11 protein-coding genes are annotated in these 17,511 nt (G+C 64.4%); 4 read left to right on the top strand and 7 right to left on the bottom strand.

Annotated features, from left to right (window positions below):
* The first annotated feature begins 34 nt into the window (after positions 1-34).
* On the top strand, positions 35-2,779 hold the full coding sequence (locus tag Pan44_RS06675; RefSeq protein ID WP_145028499.1) for a tetratricopeptide repeat protein: 2,745 nt from the start codon (positions 35-37) through the stop codon (positions 2,777-2,779).
* Between the two features lie 429 nt (positions 2,780-3,208).
* Here Pan44_RS06675 and Pan44_RS06670 read toward each other — a convergent pair whose 3' ends face one another.
* Positions 3,209-4,225 carry a putative bifunctional lysylphosphatidylglycerol flippase/synthetase gene (locus Pan44_RS06670; protein WP_231754241.1) on the bottom strand — a complete coding sequence of 339 codons (1,017 nt, stop codon included), beginning with the start codon at positions 4,223-4,225 and terminating at the stop codon, positions 3,209-3,211.
* Positions 4,226-4,487: 262 nt separating this feature from the next.
* Between Pan44_RS06670 and Pan44_RS06665 the strand changes: the two genes are divergently transcribed.
* Complete coding sequence (locus tag Pan44_RS06665; protein ID WP_145028495.1) at positions 4,488-5,675, top strand: C45 family autoproteolytic acyltransferase/hydolase; 1,188 nt, start codon at positions 4,488-4,490, stop codon at positions 5,673-5,675.
* Positions 5,676-5,784: 109 nt separating this feature from the next.
* Here the strand turns inward: Pan44_RS06665 and Pan44_RS06660 are convergent, their stop codons facing one another.
* The 6 genes from Pan44_RS06660 to Pan44_RS06635 all read right to left on the bottom strand — a co-directional run bounded on the left by Pan44_RS06660 (position 5,785) and on the right by Pan44_RS06635 (position 12,326).
* Positions 5,785-6,507: a hypothetical protein gene (locus tag Pan44_RS06660; protein ID WP_145028493.1), complete on the bottom strand. Its 723-nt coding sequence runs from the start codon at positions 6,505-6,507 to the stop codon at positions 5,785-5,787.
* 65 nt (positions 6,508-6,572) lie between these two features.
* Entirely contained in the window at positions 6,573-8,198 is a 1,626-nt protein-coding gene (locus Pan44_RS06655) for a hypothetical protein (protein WP_145028491.1), read from the bottom strand.
* 90 nt (positions 8,199-8,288) lie between these two features.
* The gene (locus tag Pan44_RS06650; RefSeq protein ID WP_145028489.1) at positions 8,289-10,124 is read right to left on the bottom strand and encodes a glycoside hydrolase family 15 protein; all 1,836 of its coding nucleotides are present in this window, start codon (positions 10,122-10,124) and stop codon (positions 8,289-8,291) included.
* A 93-nt stretch (positions 10,125-10,217) separates the two neighbouring features.
* The gene (locus Pan44_RS06645) at positions 10,218-10,943 is read right to left on the bottom strand and encodes an EF-hand domain-containing protein (RefSeq protein WP_197453908.1); all 726 of its coding nucleotides are present in this window, start codon (positions 10,941-10,943) and stop codon (positions 10,218-10,220) included.
* Positions 10,940-11,713, bottom strand: a complete 774-nt coding sequence (locus tag Pan44_RS06640) for an SDR family NAD(P)-dependent oxidoreductase (protein ID WP_145028485.1) — start codon at positions 11,711-11,713, stop codon at positions 10,940-10,942. The genes Pan44_RS06645 and Pan44_RS06640 overlap by 4 nt, the downstream gene beginning before the upstream one ends.
* A gap of 160 nt (positions 11,714-11,873) precedes the next feature.
* Positions 11,874-12,326 (bottom strand): hypothetical protein, encoded by a 453-nt coding sequence (locus tag Pan44_RS06635; RefSeq protein WP_145028483.1) that lies wholly within the window; start codon positions 12,324-12,326, stop codon positions 11,874-11,876.
* A gap of 269 nt (positions 12,327-12,595) precedes the next feature.
* On the opposite strand from Pan44_RS06635, the gene Pan44_RS06630 reads away from it, so the two are divergent.
* Both Pan44_RS06630 and Pan44_RS06625 read left to right on the top strand, forming a co-directional pair.
* Positions 12,596-13,333: a YceH family protein gene (locus Pan44_RS06630; protein ID WP_145028480.1), complete on the top strand. Its 738-nt coding sequence runs from the start codon at positions 12,596-12,598 to the stop codon at positions 13,331-13,333.
* Positions 13,334-13,340: 7 nt separating this feature from the next.
* Complete coding sequence (locus Pan44_RS06625; RefSeq protein WP_197453907.1) at positions 13,341-17,507, top strand: outer membrane protein assembly factor BamB family protein; 4,167 nt, start codon at positions 13,341-13,343, stop codon at positions 17,505-17,507.
* Positions 17,508-17,511 lie beyond the last annotated feature (4 nt).

The following is a 17,511-nucleotide window of genomic DNA, read 5'->3' as shown; positions in this document are numbered from 1 at the left end:
GCTCTGGAGTCTTCTCGACCTTGGCCCGGCAGCAATGATTAACGGATCGCTTGGACGTCGATTTCTTCGCGGCCTGCTCGGCCTGGCCTGCGCAGCGGTGCTGCTGATGCCCGCGAACGCCTTGGCGATCGATCCGGCCAAGGCCCCGCCGCCAGTCGATACCTCGACCCTTTCCGAACAGGCGTTTCGCGAACGTCTCGCCCGAATCGAACAGAACCTCGGAAAGAGCGGATCGCCGCCGCTGTTCACCAGCCGGCCGGCCGTCATCCCATTGACCGACTCGCCGACGCTCCACTCCACGAACGTGTACGGTGCGGAAGGGGTGCCCTACCTGGCAATGGTGGTCCACCTTCTGAATACCACGTCCAGCATTCAGGCTCTCGACCCCGCCACGATCAGCCTGACCGCCGACGGAAAGACGCTCCGCTTCAGCGACGTTCCCGCCGCAGTCCGCGGCTACGTCGTCGAAATTGCCGGGAGGGATGTCGTCATTGAAGAAGCCCTGCCGTCACGTCCCGTCAGCCTTCCACCCGGGAAGGTGACGACCATGCTGATGCTCTTCGCCCCGGTCGATGCACGTGGTCGCGTCCCTTCGATGACGCTCCGGATGGATCTGGGAGGCAAGCCCCAGGAACTCGACCTGAACCGCCTGCACGGAGCCCTTCTGGAAGCCGACATCGCGCGGATCGGGCCGGAGGGGGCCTGCGGCGTCGTGACGATTCACGGAGCCATCGATGGGATCAACGCCGGCGAACTCGCCCAGCGCATCAAGGACCTGAACTCGGCTGGAGTGCGCCGGTTCGTCATCGCCTTCGGCCCGCGGGCCCCCGCCCCGTCCACAAACATTCTCGGCTGGCTCGATTCGATGGCCGTCTTCGGCGAAATCGGCGAAATCCACCGGGCCATGCCCTCCCTCCCGACCGAAGTGTCTGCCCTCCAGTTCACCGGAATTCCCGCGGGAGTCAACCGGGACATCCGCGATGAAAGCCGGTCGAAGGAACAGCCGGAAATCGAAGCAGCGATCGTCGAATGCCTGTGGGCCCCTTACCGGGCCGCCAGTCGCCGCGCCGTGCTCAACGAACTCGAACAGGGCGACCCCCGCGGACGGGCGGCCGCTTTGCTCTGCGGAGCACACGCCTATCAGGAGGCCGACCTCTCGAAACTCTCGCGGTGGATCGACGACGGATCGAGGACGGTGAGGCAGGCGGCCTGCAGCGCGATCGCCAGGCTCAACAGCGATGCCGGCCGCGCGGTGCTGGAGACGGCCATTCGTGAAGGGGCGCCCCGGTCGGCGGAAAGCGCGCTCTCCGCCATGTTGAACGCGCGGTCGGCGTCTACGGTGGCTGCAGGAATCAGGGCGGCCCAGGGGCAGACGTCTCTCCCCGAGGCCATGTTGCTCAAGCTGATGATCGATTCGCAGCAGCCCGAATTCACGGAGCGAATCCGCAACGCGGCGCGCCATGGAGTCAAAGAGGCCCGCCTGCTGGCCCTTCCCGCAGTGGGAAAAGATCGCAGTCCGGAGTCGGTGCTGATCTTCGAAGAGGCGTTCTCGGCGACCGATCGGGACATTCGCGATTCCGCGCTGACGACCGCCGCCACCCGGCTCGAACAGGGGGACGAGCGGCTGCGCGCGGCCGTCGTGGCCGAGGCCCTCAAACGCCTCAGGAAGAATTCCGTAGATCCGGTCGCGTCGAGAATTGCAACATGGTCGCGCGACCCCCGCTTCGTCCCGATGCTCGCAACACGTCTGTCGAGCGCTTCGATCACCGCCGCCGAACGGACGGTCGTCGTCGAACAGCTGACCCAGATCGGCGGATCGACCGCACTCGATGCGCTGATGAAACATTTTGATGCAATGTCCGCGACCGAGCAGACCGGCGTGCTGAACCAGCTGTGGCGGGAGGATCCTCCGCGCGCCGTCCCTTACGCCGAACGGCTGATTTCGTCACTCGATTCCTCCCTGGCGGAGCTCTGCAGGCAGATTCTGGTGCTGGACGGGTCAGATCAGTCCGTCGCCGCGATCCGCAGGACGATCCGGGCTGACAACCTCCCCCACCGCGACGAACTGCTGCATGCGCTCGCCAATATTGGAACCCCCGCCGCCTATGACGCGCTGTACGAGTTTCGCGAATCGCGGAACGCCCTCCTGCGTTCGCAGGCCGAGATCGCCTTCGCGATGTACTGGCAGCGCTCGCCGGCGTTCGAGGCGACCCAGACCGCCATGTTCGGCATGGACCGCCAGGTTCCCGCTGCCCCCGCGGACATCCGCGAATCGCTGAGGATCCTCAACGCGGCCCAGGAGATCGATCCTCTCCTGCCCGATGTGTATCGCGTCCGCGGTAACGCGTGGCTCAGGCTCGGAAACCTGAAGGAGGCGGCCAGTGATTTCGAAGCCGCCATGGAACTCAACCCCGGCGACGATATCTCACTCACCGGAGCGGTCATCGCCGGCGTGATGCTGGGACGCGACGAATGCCTGGACTGGCTCGTCGCGGCCAAACCCCACTTCGAGAACAACCGCAACTTCGAATACAACGCGGCCTGCGCTGTCGCCCGGGCCCTGGAGCGGCGGCTGAAGAACCCGGCCTCCCCGGAACGCGACGCCGCGGCCCAGCGGTTCCGTGACGCGGCCTTCCTCCACCTCAATGCGGCGATCGACCTCGGATTCGGATCGCGCGACGACGAACTGCCGCTGCTGGAGAAGGATCCCGACCTCGTCCCCCTCCACGACGACCCGCGATTCCAGGCGGCCGTCGAAAAAGTGAAAAGCGCGAACTGAAGAGAGAAGTCCCGCCAGCGCGATTTGCCCGGGCTCGGCCTGCGCGTCGGCCTTGGGCCGCCCGGACTTTCAACCTGCCCTCCGCGCTGGCGAAAACGTCCCGGCGCGCTGCCAGAATCTCGCTGCGGCACGCGACGCAACCACTTTCCCAACGGAACGTTAAGGCCCAAAGCCCGTTCAGGCAGGCGAAGACTCTTCCCGATGCGCAACCCCTCCCGTCAGGGTGGAGAGTTCGTTCTTTGGCAACGCAAACAAGGGGTGATCAGCCCCGCGAGAGGGGGTGAAAAAAGCACTCCAAAACTCGTCACACATGTCACAGGTCCAAAACTCCAATGTTTCAGACGTTTCTCCGCTGTCACAGGTCGTCACAGGTCGTCACAGGTCTCCCCCCGGGGGGCCGACCTCCGCGACAGCGAATGTCCACGCGCCTTAGCTCGCGTCCGGCTTGGTCGGCGGAACCTGCAGCGGCCCAGAGAGTGCATTCTCTCCGAACATTCGCATCACGAGCCGGTTTGTTTTCGACCCCCGGATCGTCGCTTCATGCAGCAGGAACATCGGCACTGCGATGAAGAATGGAAGCAGGTAGTAAATAAACCGGTAAACCAGGAGCGCCACCAGCACGGCGTCTTTCCGCGACTCGTGGGTCAGCGACACGATCACGACGTCGAACACTCCCACGCCACCCGGAGCGTGCGTCGACACGACGGCCACCCACGCCAGCATGTAGATCGCCAGGAATCGCGTGTAACCCAGCGGCAGATCGTCCGGCAGCAGCACGTACAGGCACCCGGCGGCGACTGCAAAATCGAGCGCGGCGACGAGCACCTGCAGCAGCGACATCCTCAGGCCCGGCAGCTTGATCTTGTGCCCCTGGACCTTCAGCGGCGTCCGCCACAATCCGGCGATCGCGAAATAAATCGCCGTCAGGCCAATCAGGATCCAGCCGAGCGGACGGATCGTCGCCGGCAGCCCCGTCTTGGCGACCACTTCGGCAGGAATCTCGAACGGCGCAACAACGAACAGCACGCCCCCCAGCGCAAATACGCCCAGCCAGAACGTGATTCCCACGGTGACGAGCAGGCGCAGGATCTCGACCGTCGTCAGTCCCCACGAGGAATACATGCGGTATCGCACGGACGTCCCGCCCAGCAGCGCCCCCAGCGTATAGCTGATCGCGAAACCGACGAATGACCCGAACGCAATCTTCTTCAGCGGAAGCGGATGTTCGATCGACCGGACGGCCAGGAAGTCGTACCCGACGAGGACGACATAGCTCAGGAACGCGAGGCCGCCCGCCTTCCACAGCGCCGAGGCGGGCATGTCGTTCCAGGCCTGGCGAATATCGGCCCAGCGGTATTCACGAAGTTGCGTGTAGAGCAGCCAGCAACAGCCGGCCGTCACCGCGAGAATGAGAATTGGAGCCAGTTGATGGAGGAGACGCTTCATGCCGCACGTTGAACACACCGGAAACCGCGTCGCCACCACCGGTGCGGACGCTTCGGCCCGGGCTTTGGAGAGGGTCTTCCTCGGCGGCATTCAGCGAATGCCGGTTCCGCCAACGGGATCCGGGAGTCTACCGCAATCGCGCCGAGGGAAAAGGGCCGCTTCAGAGGGATTGGGATCGGGCAGACGCGGGACCAGACAGCGAGTATGCTGTCCACCGCGTCGACGGCCTCTCTTCCTGTGCCATTCCCTGACGGAACCTCCCATGCTTCGGACTGCGGTACGCGTCGCCTGCCTGTTCGCCCTGCTCGCAACCTCCCTGATCCCGGCCTTCGCACAAACCTCTGCCCGCTGCGGGCAGGGATGGCTCGAAGAAGTGAACGGCTTGCCTGTCCTCCATCTCAAGGGCACCCCCTACGAGATGGGATATCAGCACGGGGCGCTGCTGAAAGAACACGTCCGCGGCAACCTCGACCGGATCCTGAATGTCGAGGGAGATAAAACGCTCGTGAAGTTCGGGCCCATCGAAGTCAAGCCGCGGGACGCAATCCAGTCCATCATCGAGATCCAGAAACCCTTCGTGCCGCAGAAGTTCATCGAGGAAATCGCCGGCCTGGCCGCCGGAGCCGGCATCAACCCGAACGAGGCCCGCGTCGCCAACTTCATCCCCGAGATGTTCCACTGCAGCGGTTTCGCGCTCATGAACTCCGCCACGAAGGATGGGACGCTCTACCACGGCCGCGTGCTCGATTACGCCATCGACTGGGGCCTCCAGGATCACGCGGTCGTCATCGTCTGCGAACCCGAGGGGGCGATTCCGTTTGTGAATGTCTCCTATGCCGGATTCGTCGGCTGCGTGACCGGCATGAACGCCGAGCATGTTTCAATCGGCGAGATGGGAGGCGGCGGGCTGGGGCACTGGAACGGCGTGCCCATGGCCTTCCTCGTCCGCGATGCACTTGAACGCGGGAAGACGATTGAGGACGTCCTCACGATCTATCGCGAGACGCCGCGAACCTGCCAGTACTTCTACGTCGTCGCTGACGCCAAGACGAACAAGGCGGTCGGAATGGAAGCGTCGTGGGACGTCATGACCGTCATCGAGCCCGGCCAGGCCGACCCCCGGTTGCCCCGGCCTGTCAAAGACTGTGCCCTCCTTTCAGCAGGCGATCGCTACCAGGAACTGGTCAACCGCGTCGAGAAGGGGCACGGTGAGTTCACGCCGGAATCCGCCCTGCGGCTGATGGACATGGGCGTGGCCATGAAGTCCAACCTGCACAACGTCTTGTTCGAGCCAAAGTCGACGAAGTTCTGGGTCTCGAACGCGACCAGCGATAAGAAGCCGGCGGCCGAGCAACCCTATCATGCCTTCCAGCTCAGCGAATTGCTGAAGCGGAAACCCGACATGAGCAGCCCGGAACTGCCGATGGCTCCCCAGGTAACCAGCCGCTGAATCACATCCCGTTCTCAAGGGCGAGCGGGGGCGTAAGCCCCCTGATCCCACAAGTGATCCAGCAGGGCCGGCTCTACCGACCGGACTGAGCAGGTTGCGACCACTTCACTCAATCGGCCGACGACTTCCTGAGTGGCCGGGGCGCTCCGACGGACAGTGAATACTCCATCGCATCACGGATCGCTTCCGGGAACCAGCGGACTTTCGCGGTCCACGGTTCCAGCCATTTCGGGCGGCGCAGTTCGCGGGCCAGCGATGTCTGACGCCACCGCCAGATCTGGATTGCAAACAGTACTCCGGCGATCAGTGTGACCTGCCAGTGCTGGAACAGGAGCTGAAGCATCGCCGTCACGGCCAGCCACGCCGCCAGTTGAACCAGCCAGTTCACTCCTTTCGTCGGCCGGTTCGCGCGGAATTCGGCGGTACACTGATCGCACAGGATCAGCGGGATTTCCGTGTCCTCGGTGACGTCTTCCGTCTTCTGCGCCGGCTTCAGTGCCGGCACGCCCAGGCGAAATCCACCATGGTCCGTGACGAATCGCTCGCGGACCTCGCTGAACAGGATCGGGACTTCTGTCGTTCCCGGCTTCCTGCATGACACGCACACGCCGTCGAACGGGGCGAGCCGATCCGCAATCGCCTTCTGGATTTTGCGGATCGAGGCCAGCGTCGGATAAGGATCCCCCGAAAGGGCCCGGAGCTTCTTGAGGTCGGGAACGCGGATCGAACGCTGGCAACTCGTACAGATCGCGTTCAGACCACATTGATGGATGCCGACGGTCAGCGGGCTGCCGCACTCACAGTCGATGTGGAACGTCTCAATCGCCGCCATGGGCTCTACTCAAATGTTGAGGTGAGCCGGCAGGATAAATGGCGAAGAAGCCGGAAACCACACGATCAGGGGATCTTCTTCGAAGCAGACGACGCGTTGACTCGCTTCAGGACGACAACCAGGTCGTCGCAGCCCTCGCCCTCGCCGAATGTCTTCCCGCCGTCGCTCTTTCCGTTGTCCCCGACCGAATACACAACCAGCCGTTCCGCATCCGAGGTGATCCGGAAGGAATCGCCGGTATAGGGATCTTTCATGTCCGGCGGCGCCACATCGGCGGCCATGCTGAACTCTTCGATCGCCGCGTTGAGTTCTTTGGAATCAGCGACGTCGCGGCCGTTCTTCCGAAAGGTGAGCTCGGCGGCAAACGCGGCATGGAGGAGCCGGTTCCGTGTAATTATTCTGGCCTCGGCCTTGTTGCATTGGGCGAATGTGGCCGCGAAATGGCGGATCACGGAACTGCGGGCCAGATTCTCGACGGCGTCGGGGCCCCCCATGAAGAAGGCTGCGGTCACGCTGCCGATGTGGTCCGGAGTCGCATCGCCATGGAACTCACGGGCCACTTTCTCGATCGCCGCCTTGCGGGCCAGATAATCCGGCAGGGCGAGCGCCGCCTCCATCCGGGCGTGGTACTGATTGGAAAACGCCAGCGTCTCGTTGACGTCGCCGAGCTTCAGCATCATCGACTGGAACGCCTCGTGGGCCTTCCGGAAGTCGATCTGCGGCAATCCCTCGTCATCCATGCTTCCGGGCGGGGAGATCGTCGCGACGTTTCCAAGCAGGATCGCGGTCTCGGCACTGCCGGAGCGAATCGCAAGTGTGAGATCGAGCGTCATGAAGTGTTCGGATTCGAGCCATGTGACCTCGCGGGTTTCCGGCCCGAGCAGCGCCGAGAGTTCGTTCCAGCGTCTGGCCAGAACGTCGGGACTCGCGGACGCGTCTACCAGACATGCCTCGGCCGGGATCCGGGCAATCGAAGAGACGGCGATCCCCACCAGATGGCCGATCAGGAACGGACCGCGTTCCAGGTGTCCGGCGAGACGGTAGAGAGTCATCACGTCCTTCCAGGCATCATCGCCGCGGCCCTCGCCGAGAGCGAGAAACGCACGGGCCGAAAGAGCACGGGCCGTGTCGCGAACCTGCTGGACGTGGGGGAGAAGCACGGAGACCAGGGTCGTGCTGCCGTCGGTCGTAATCAACGGCGCATAGGCCTTCGTCCGCGCCGCGGCCTCGGTGGCACGCGTGAGGGCGTCCTGATTCTTCTCGAGCCAGCGGGCAATGATCGGAAGCTCGTCCGCCTTCCACGGACGACTCATGGAGGCATCGAGTTGCTTGTTCGCCGCTTCGATGTTGGTCCCTGCCGGAGCGTAGGACTCGCAGGGGATCGAGCATGCCTTCTCGAAGCCTGGGCAGTTGAGGAGACGCTCCAGGAAGTTCACTCCGACAGAGTTGCGCGGCAACGTCTCGCAGTAGGCCGTCCAGAAATTCTCGTCCGGCGCGACGCCATCCCCCAGCCTTTCGTTCAGGGAAGCGATGTAGTCCGGATAGCCCAGTTCGTTCAGCGGTCCGGAGATAACAGTCGTGTCCGGTCCGATCCGCAGGCCCGGAACGGGATGCGGTTTCTCAGGCCTGCCCGCCCATGACGCGGAAACCAGGGCCAGACAAAGTCCACTCGAAAGAATGTGCCTGCGCATGATCGCACCTCTGAATGACAACCTCTGCCCGGAGATGCGTTTCACTACGCCGCAGCCTGTTCCGGCGTGGGAAGTTTTTGCCACAGGAATTCACCTGGATCCGAGCGCCCGATCGAGATTGAACGCCGCGCTGATCAGGGCCAGGTGCGTGAACGCCTGCGGAAAGTTGCCCAGAGCTTCGCCGCCGAACCCGGTTTCCTCAGCGTACAAGCCCAGGTGGTTGGCGTAGCCCAGCATGCGTTCGAAGAGCAGGCGCGCTTCTTCCAGTCGGTGGTGATCCGTTTTTCCGGCCCGGGTGAGCGCTTCGACGAGCCAGAATGTGCACATGTTGAAGGTCCCTTCGTCGCCGGCAATTCCGTCATTCGCCTGCTCGGGGATGTACCGGAACAGCAGCCCGTCCGACGCGAGTCCTCCCTCCCGGACCGGACGATTGATGGCATCGACCGTCCGCAGCATCCGCGGGTCGTTCGGCGCCATGAAGAAAGACAACGGCATCAGCAGGTTCGAGGCATCGAGCGCTTTGGACCCGTACGACTGGGTGAAGGCGTTCGTCTCGTCGCACCAGCCCTTGCTCATGATCTCTTCATAGATCGCGTCCCGCGCGGCGAGCCACTTGTCGCGGTTGCAGGGGAACGACCGCTTGTCGCTCAGACGCACCCCGCGGTCGAACGCCACCCAGCACATCAGCTTCGAATACACGAACTGCCGCCGGCCTCCACGCACCTCCCAGATCCCTTCATCCTCCCGACGCCAGTTGTCGCACAGCCAGTCGAGCATCTTCCGCGCGGAAAGCCACGTGTCGTACGACAGCGGTGTGGCGTACTTGTTGGCCAAATACGCCGAATCGAACAGCTCGCCGTAAATATCCAGCTGCAACTGCTTCGCCGCGCCGTTCCCCACCCGCACCGGACGCGAACCCCTGTAACCGTCGAGATGATTCAGCTCGAACTCCGTCAGGTCGTGCCGCCCGTCAATGCCGTAAACAATCTGCAGCGGCCCATCTTCGCCCCATTGCGAATCCTTGAGACGCGCCTCCAGCCACTGCATGAAGCCGATCGCTTCTTCCGTGAACCCGATCCGCAGGAACCCGTACACCGTGAACGCCGCGTCGCGAATCCAGGTGTACCGGTAATCCCAGTTCCGGACCCCGCCGATCCCTTCCGGAAGGCTGCACGTCGGAGACGCCACGATCGCCCCCGTCGGCTCGAACGTCATCAGCTTGAGCGCCAGCGCCGAACGCTCCACCGCTTCCCTCCAGCGCCCCGCGTACGTGCATTTCGAAAGCCACCGCCGCCAGTAGTCCACCGTCGACCGGAACAGCGCGTCCACTTCGCGGTTCGAATGGCAATGCTGGCCGACCTCTTTCTCCGTCACGATCCGCAGCACGAACTCCGCCGACTCCCCTTCCTTCAGCGTGAAGGAACTTCGCACGCCGTTCTTCGAACGCATCAGGTCCACATGCGTGGCCAGGCACAACGTGAGACTGTCATGCTGGAACCACGCCGAGCTTCCGGACACGGTGGTCGAATGTTCCGAACGCGCGTAGTCGAACGCCGGCTCGCAGACGAGATCGAACGTCATCTCGCCGCGCGAAACTTTCACCTGCCGGATGACCTGGTCCGCTGTCGAGCGGCCGTCCCCGGGGATCGGCATGAAGTCCACGATCTCGCCGACACCCCGCTCGCTCTGGAAGCGTGTGATCAGCACGTTCGTCGCCGGCCAGTAGAACTGCTTGCGCCGCGCCAGGTCGCAAGGAGTCGAGATACTGAACCGTCCCCCTTTGACGTCATCCAGGATCGACCCGAACACGCTTGGCGAATCGAAGTGCGGAAGACACAGCCAGTCGATCGAGCCATTCGTCCCGACCAGCGCGGCCGTCCGCAGGTTTCCGATGACCCCATAATTCTCGATCGGCTGATACGGCATTTCGGCTCACCTTCACTCGCACGGATAGACGGCGCGAGTGTCGCACGGAACGTCCGAACGGACTACCCCTGAAAACCGTCCGTGAACTGGTCTTCAAGGTTCGGCCGATGGCGGCTGGTCGGTAACCGGCAACGGCATTTCGTGCCGAGTCGTCCCCTTCGCCGGCGGCGGAATCAGCGGCGGCTTCCCCGCCCGCTCACGCATCCAGTTCAGCGCCTTCATCACGTTCGGCCGGCGGGCCAGCGCCCGCATCAGCCTCCATTTTCCCGGGAGATCCATCAGCGCCACCCCGAGAAGAATGGTGAGAACACCCTGGCCCGGAAGGACCAGCATGATCACTCCCCCCGTGATCAGCAGCACTCCGAGAATATTCTTCAGCACCAGCCAGATGCGCCGGCCCACCGAGGACGCGACCCAGTCGGCCGCCTCGTGCGGTCCGGAAAAATGGTCAATCGGAAGGCGCGCCACGACGATCGGAATCGCGACCAGGGAACCGATGAAGGAAACCGCCGAAAAGATGCCAAGCGTCCACAGCAGGGCCTCCGGGCCAGGAAGCGACGAACGGTATTCCTCGAAGGTGAGTTGCTGGTTGTTGTCGACGTCGGCCTCGGTGAACGCCTTCTCACGATCTTCAGGAGCCGATTCAGGGCTCGCCAGATGGAACTCCGCAATTGAGATCGCCCCGCTGTTATCGCTGTCCGCAGCTTTGAATAGTCCCTGGGCCACCAACTTGCGGCGATCGCCGCAGCCCGAACAAGCGACCGCCAGCAGCGCGGCAACGATCGCGCATCGAGCGCCGATCCGCGATCGAATCCTCAACGGGCCGTCCATCCGCCATCCACAGTGAGCAGGCTGCCGGTCACGAAGCTGGACGCATCGGATGCCAGGAAAATCGCCGCCCCCTGGATCTCTTCCACCTTCCCCCAGCGGTTCAGCGCCACCGCGCCGACGATGAATTTCTTCGCTTCCTCGGTGTGCGCGATCGGCTCGTTCATCGCCGTCAGGAATGGCCCCGGACAGATCGCGTTGCACGTAATGTTGAACGGCGCCAGTTCCAGCGCTAGCGCCCGGGTGAACTGCACCACGGCCCCTTTGCTCGTGGCATACGGAGTCCGGTTTGCAAGCCCGACCACGCCCAGCGTGCTGGCCAGGTTGATGATCCGTCCCCACTTCTGGTCCTTGAGAAACGGAACGACAGCGCGGGCGCACAGCCACGGCCCGTTGACATTGATCTCCTGCACCTGCCGGAACTCGTCGTAGGTCAGTTCGTCAATCGGTCCGCGGATATTGATCCCGGCGTTGTTGACGAGAATGTCGATCCGCCCCAGTTGGCCGATCGTCCGGTCGACCATCCGTTTGACCGCATCGTTCTCGGTCACGTCCGCGCCGATGCCGATGGCGCGCGTCCCGTATTCCTTTGTGATCTGCTCCGCCGCCGCGGCCGCTTCCTCGACATGCCGGCTCACGAGCGCAACCGCACCTCCCGCCGAAGCGATCCCTTCAGCCATGGCCAGCCCAAGCCCCTTCGAACCGCCGGTGACGATGGCCACCTTGCCGTCCAGGCGAAACTGTTTGATTCCGGGGAGCATGGTGGTGTGGCGAGGACGAGTGAAACGGAGACCACGTGGGATCTGCCCACGATAAAGCGGAATAGCAACATGCCAAGCCCCGGCAGGAACGACACCCCCTCACGGCTGGTGTCGCCCCTGCCGGGGCCTGGGCCCCTTCTCAGAATCAAATGCAGCAAACTCAGGTGGCCGAGCGCCACGGGAAAACGCCCAGCACCGACAGTTCCTGCGGAATCTTCGTGCCCTGGCTCACATTGATGAATCCATACAAGGCGAGCTTTCCCGTCGTCAGCTCAGCCACATAGATGCCCCCGTTCGCCGGCTGCGCTCCGCGGCCGCGCGCTCCCACGAAACCGGGAACCATCAGAAACTGTCCCTGTTCGGTCAGGCCGAAATCCGAGGCCAGGTTGCGGATCATCGGCTGCGAGAACTGGTTGACCTTGTTGTTGAACGTCGCGCCGATCAGGCGGCCCGTTGCATAGTCCAGAACGAAAATCGCCTCGGCGTCGCCAATGTTGGTCCCCACCGTGCACAGGGCGAACTTCTCGGCGCCGGCGGCCGCTTCGGCATACGCCATCGGTTCATGCGGCCAGTAGCTGGCGAGTGCGACGCCCAGCACGATTCCTGCGCTCAACCAAGAGGCTCTGCGATCCGACCAGTTCTGCGTCACGGCAATTCTCCCGTTTTTCGTAACGTTGCCCGTCCAGACCCGATGATACTCACGCCCATGCCGGGCGCGAATTGTCGTTCGAACGGCCGGAAACTGGGTAATCTGAAACGGGCGACGCCACCCCGCACCGACGGTTCCGATTGGCTGCGAAAGCCGCAACAATCCTTGGGCGGCCCGGGACGACCCGGACCTCCACGAATTTGACGACTTTCTCGGCGACAGGCCCTGCTGATATGTCTGACGATGTTCTTTCGCCCGATGACGCTCCGACGGGACCGCGCGAACTGTCTCGGCCCCAGCGGCGAGTGCTCGGCGTCCTGATTGAAAAGGCGTTCACAACCCCCGACCAGTACCCGCTGACCCTCAAGGCGGCGACCTCCGGTTGCAATCAGAAAAGCAATCGCGACCCGGTCGTGAACTACAGCGAAGAGCAGCTGCAACGGTTCCTGGACGAACTGCGGGCCCAGGGACTCGTGGCCGTCGTGCATACCGAAAGCGGGCGCACCGAACGCTTCCGGCACTACGCCCGCAAGGCCTATCCCTTCACCGAGCCGCAGCTGGCAATCATGGGAGAGCTGCTGCTCCGCGGCCGGCAGCAGCCGGGCGAACTGCGCACCCGCGCCAGCCGGATGGTCCCGATCGATTCCCAGGAGCAGCTGCGGGCCGAACTCGGCTCGCTCCTCGATCGCGGCTACATCCAGGCAAACGGTCCGCTCGACCGGCGGGGCGTCGAAGTCGACCACAACTTCTATCAGGCCGATGAAGCGCGGACGCTCGCTCCCGGGTCGTTCACGACCTCGGAACCGCCGAACGAAATGGTCGAGGAACGATCCAGGCCAGCGCCCGCGTCGACGCCGGCCGCGGGCGTCGATCTCTCACCGCTGGAAGATCGCATCACAGCGCTCGAGGCGACGGTCAGCGAACTGAGCGAAAGCCTGCATGCGCTGCGACGTGAACTGGGAGTGCATTGAGTCTGCCGTGGTTGTCCGAGCAATCCTGTCCCTGATCGTCGCCCTGGCGGGAGCCTTCCCGTTTTCGGCGATCGGGCAGGACGAATCTCGCGACCAGCTGCTGCGTTACGCGTTGCAGGTCGATATCGACGATGAGGCGCGGGCGCAGTTCGTGGCCTCGGAAACCGAGCTGGCCCGCGGAGACCTCCTGACCGCTGTCTCGCGCTGGCGGGCGATGCTCGATTCGGCACAGCCGGCCGGACTCGTTCCGTACCGCGGTGCGCTGATGTCGACGCCCACCGCGATCGCTGCACTCATCGACCAGCAGCCGGAAGCCATCCGGCTGGAATACGTGCGGATCACGGAACCGCTGGCCAATCGAGCGCTGGCGGAGGCTGTCGGAAAAGAAGACATCGACGCTCTCTGGCGCGTGGTCGACCGCTTTCCGCACACGACCGCTGCCCTGGAAGCCTGCGAACAGATCGCGTCGCGCACCTTCGACGCAGGCGACTTCCTCGCCTGCAGCATCGCTGTCGACCGCTGGCTCGATGCCTCGAACGATCCACGAAAGGCCGTCGAACGCCTTCCTCAGATGGCCGCATGGAGGCGGTTGTCGCTCCTCGCGCTGGGGGAGACCGCGGTCGCCGACTCGGGATGGACGGAGTGGGCTGCCATTCTTCCGAATGACCTCAGGACGGCCGTCGCACGCCTCGAGCCAGTCGACGCAGCGACTGTCGCGTCCGCCGAGCCGGTCTCCGATGTCGCAGAGGTCCTTCCTTCCGATGACGTGCTTTGGTCTTCGACCTCGTCCGATGAAACGCACGAGCCGGCGTGGGACCGCATGATGCGCGACTTCGAAAAGCTGGCCCAGCCGCTGTTCATGGTCGGGCGTCCCGTCGTTGGCGACGGTTTCCTGCTGATCGAAGGGGCGTCGGCCCGACGCCTCAAGACAGCTGACGGAACGACGGAGTGGAAGCGGCGCAGCCCGACCGACCCGGCGTCCGCAGGCCACGAAGCGATGGATGCCTTTCGTGAGGCTCTGGGCGAATCGATCAGCAGCCGGTCGATGATCGACGGCGATCGCGAGTTCTCGGTCCGGCCGCTGGAGTCGAATCGGCCGCGCGTCGTGATTGCCGACCAGATCGACGTGAGCGCGCTGGCGGATGGCCGGCGAATCGAGGCAATTCGCGAATTCTCGGATCCCGCGGGTGGTCCGCCCCGGGCGGCGAAAGTCCTCGCACCTCCGCGGCTGGGGCACGGCCAGCTGTACACCCTCACCGAAGCCGGTGGCCAGCTTGTTTTGAACTCGCTCGATCCAGAGACCTTTGTGAACCGATGGGGGACGCGGCTCGGAGACGCCGGGCTCAACCTCGTCGCCGATCATCGTCGCAGCTGGATGCCGGCCCAGATCGAAACCAGTGGCCGGAGCGTTCGCTGCGCAACGGGGAACGGTGGGCTCGCTTCCGTCGATCCTCGCACCGGAAGACTGGAATGGGTCCACCGCAGTGAGCGCGAAGACTGGCGAGGGGCCGGGCTGCCGCCGGTCGCCGGACCGATGTCGTCGCACTCTCCACGGTTTCGGACGTGGACCGGATGGCGGGAGCCCCTGCTGGCCTTGATGGACGACCTCGTGATCTGGGTCGGCCCGGAATCCGAAGCCATCACAGCTCTCGATCGGATCACCGGGGAAGTTCGCTGGCAGAGGCCGCGCGAGAACGGGCTGGCGGTCCTGCAACGCCACGAGACGCTCCTCGTCATCCGCTCGGATGCGGTACAGCGACTCAATCCTGTCGATGGCGCCGTCATCTGGTCGACGCCGATCATCCAGCCGGCCGGCGCGGGGGCGTTCGCAGGTGGTTGGTACGTTCAGCCCCTTCGCAGTGGCGGCGCCGCGGCCCTGCGGCTCGAGGATGGAGCGTTGACGCGAAGCGTCGCGTGGGATTCGGAGATCGCCGGGCAACGGCCGAAGACGCTCGATGAACTGCGAAGTCTCACCTGGACCCCCGCGGGGATCGTCGTCCGCACCCCCCGCGGCCTCGCACTTCACAGAACAGTCGCCGCGCAGCGCGAAGCCTCGCCCGAAAAGGCGAACACTCCCCAGTGGCTCGCCGCCGCAGGACAACTGGCTGCGGCCGAAAAACTGCTCAGGGAGCAAACGGCCCCCGCCGGGCGCTGGCGACACACATTCCGGTTGATTGCCCGTGAAACGGCGGCCGGCGAGTTTCATCCCATCCCCGCCCCCATTGGCCGGACACCTGCGCCGCCTCGTTTCGACGACGTCGATGAAGCGCTCGCAGCGTTTCTGCTCGATCGCCGGCCCGAGACGGCGCTCGACCTCCTGGAGCAGATTTCCCTCGCCGGACTTTCGGAACGCTGGGTCGAATCGAATCGCAGGCTCAGCCGTCGGATACGGGCCGATCTGCTCGTCGTCGCGACCCTCCTGCCGCCCGCGGTTCCAGGCTCTCAGGGATTCACTTCGGTTCCGCCCGCCATGCGCGGCCGGCTGGACGAACTGCTGAATCGCGTCGGAGCGGCGCGGCCGGACGAAGTGGAAAGGTTGCTCGATCTGCTGCGACGGACTGACTGGGGAGCGGCAAGAACACTGGATCGACTTCAGGCGTCGCCTGCACTCGACACGCGCGGACGGGCGCGACAGCGACTCGCCCTGCTGTCGCTGGAAGGGCTCGGCGGCGATGTCGGACCTCGGGCCGCCGAACTCGAGCGCGCTCTCCGACCTGTCGCGGCATCCATCCCCGCGTGGCCGTCGAAAGAGCCGGTGCTCGCCTCGGTCCGCTCGTGGAACATTGCCGTCGACCAGTGGCCCGTCTGGTTCGAGCCCCAGGCTCCCGGGGAACTCGATCGCCTCTCCATCGCCGTGAAGCTCACGGGCCACAACAGAGGCATCACCGGAATGGGAGTTCACTTTTCCGGGGCCGGGCAGGATCGCCCCTGGGCCATCGATTTGCCGAAGACGGAGCGGTCGCTCCAGTCGTCGGACTATCGGCAGTCCATCGGAATCGGGCCGCTGGTGTTGCTCCAGTCGGGGACGGGACTTCACGGACTTCTCCCCTTCAACGCGGCCGGAGAGCGCGGGGCGTCGAAGCTTTGGGACGTTCCCTGGATCGACGCCTGGGGCGACGTCGCGACTTACAGCGTCAGTTTTCTTCCAAGGCTCTCCGACAGCGCGCCGGGCCGGCATCCGCTCGATCTCGATGAATTCGGCCGGCCGCTCGCCCAACTGGGACCGGTGACCGCCTCGAACCTGTATTACCGCGAATTCGGTCGCCTCGTGTGCTGCGAGACGGCGACCGGGCGCCGGATGTGGGATCGCGATGCATTCGACCCCGACGCCTTCGCCGTGGCGGATCACACTGCGTTGGTCGTCGTCTCTCCGTCACGGAAGCGAATCGAGACGCTCGATCCTTTGGACGGTTCACTGCTGGCCACGCGCGAGCTCGGCTTTTCCGGAGGGGAGCTGCGAACGACGGTCGGGACGACCGCGATCCTTCGCAGCGGCGCGATCGCTGGAACGATCGCAGACCCCGCGGCGGGCGATGAGCCTTCGGGACTGGCGGCGGTGGAGCTCGAGAGCGGCACCCTCCTTTGGAAGGCCCCAATCGATCCGCGTGCCGTGGAGTTCAAGGTCGGCTCGAGGCTTATCGGAGCGGCTGGGCCTGATGCGATCCAGCTGTTCCGGCCATCGGATGGCACGGAGATGGCCCGGGTCGCGATCTCGCCACCGGGAGAAATTGCGGATGTCTATGCCGTGGACGATCCCTTCGCCCTGATGATCTGCGTCTTCGGCCCGCCGGCGGTCGAGCAGCTGCGGCCTCCGTTGATGTTCCTCGGCAATCGACGCCGGCCCTACGCCAACGGCACCGTGTACGGACTCGACCCGCACACGTTCGAGCTGAAGTGGTCGATCCCGCTGGAGAAGTCGGTGTTCCCGCTCGATCAGCCGCGCGACATTCCACTGCTGGTCATCAACGACGCCGTGCTCCGGGGCCCCGAGCTCCGTGAAGACCGGATCCGCTGTTTCGACAAGCGGACCGGGCGCCAGGTCGGAAACGATTTGCAGGGTGAACTCGTCGGCTCCACAGGGCTGGTCGTCGAACGGAGCCAATCGGACGGATGGGTCGAGGTCCGGACTTCCAGGGGGATCTTCCGTTTCGAATTCCCCGCCGCCGGCCCCTGACTTT

This window comes from Caulifigura coniformis, assembly GCF_007745175.1.
Classification (GTDB): Bacteria; Planctomycetota; Planctomycetia; order Planctomycetales; family Planctomycetaceae; genus Caulifigura; species Caulifigura coniformis.
Note: the sequence above shows the minus strand (reverse complement) of the source record. Positions and strands in the feature narration are given on the sequence as shown.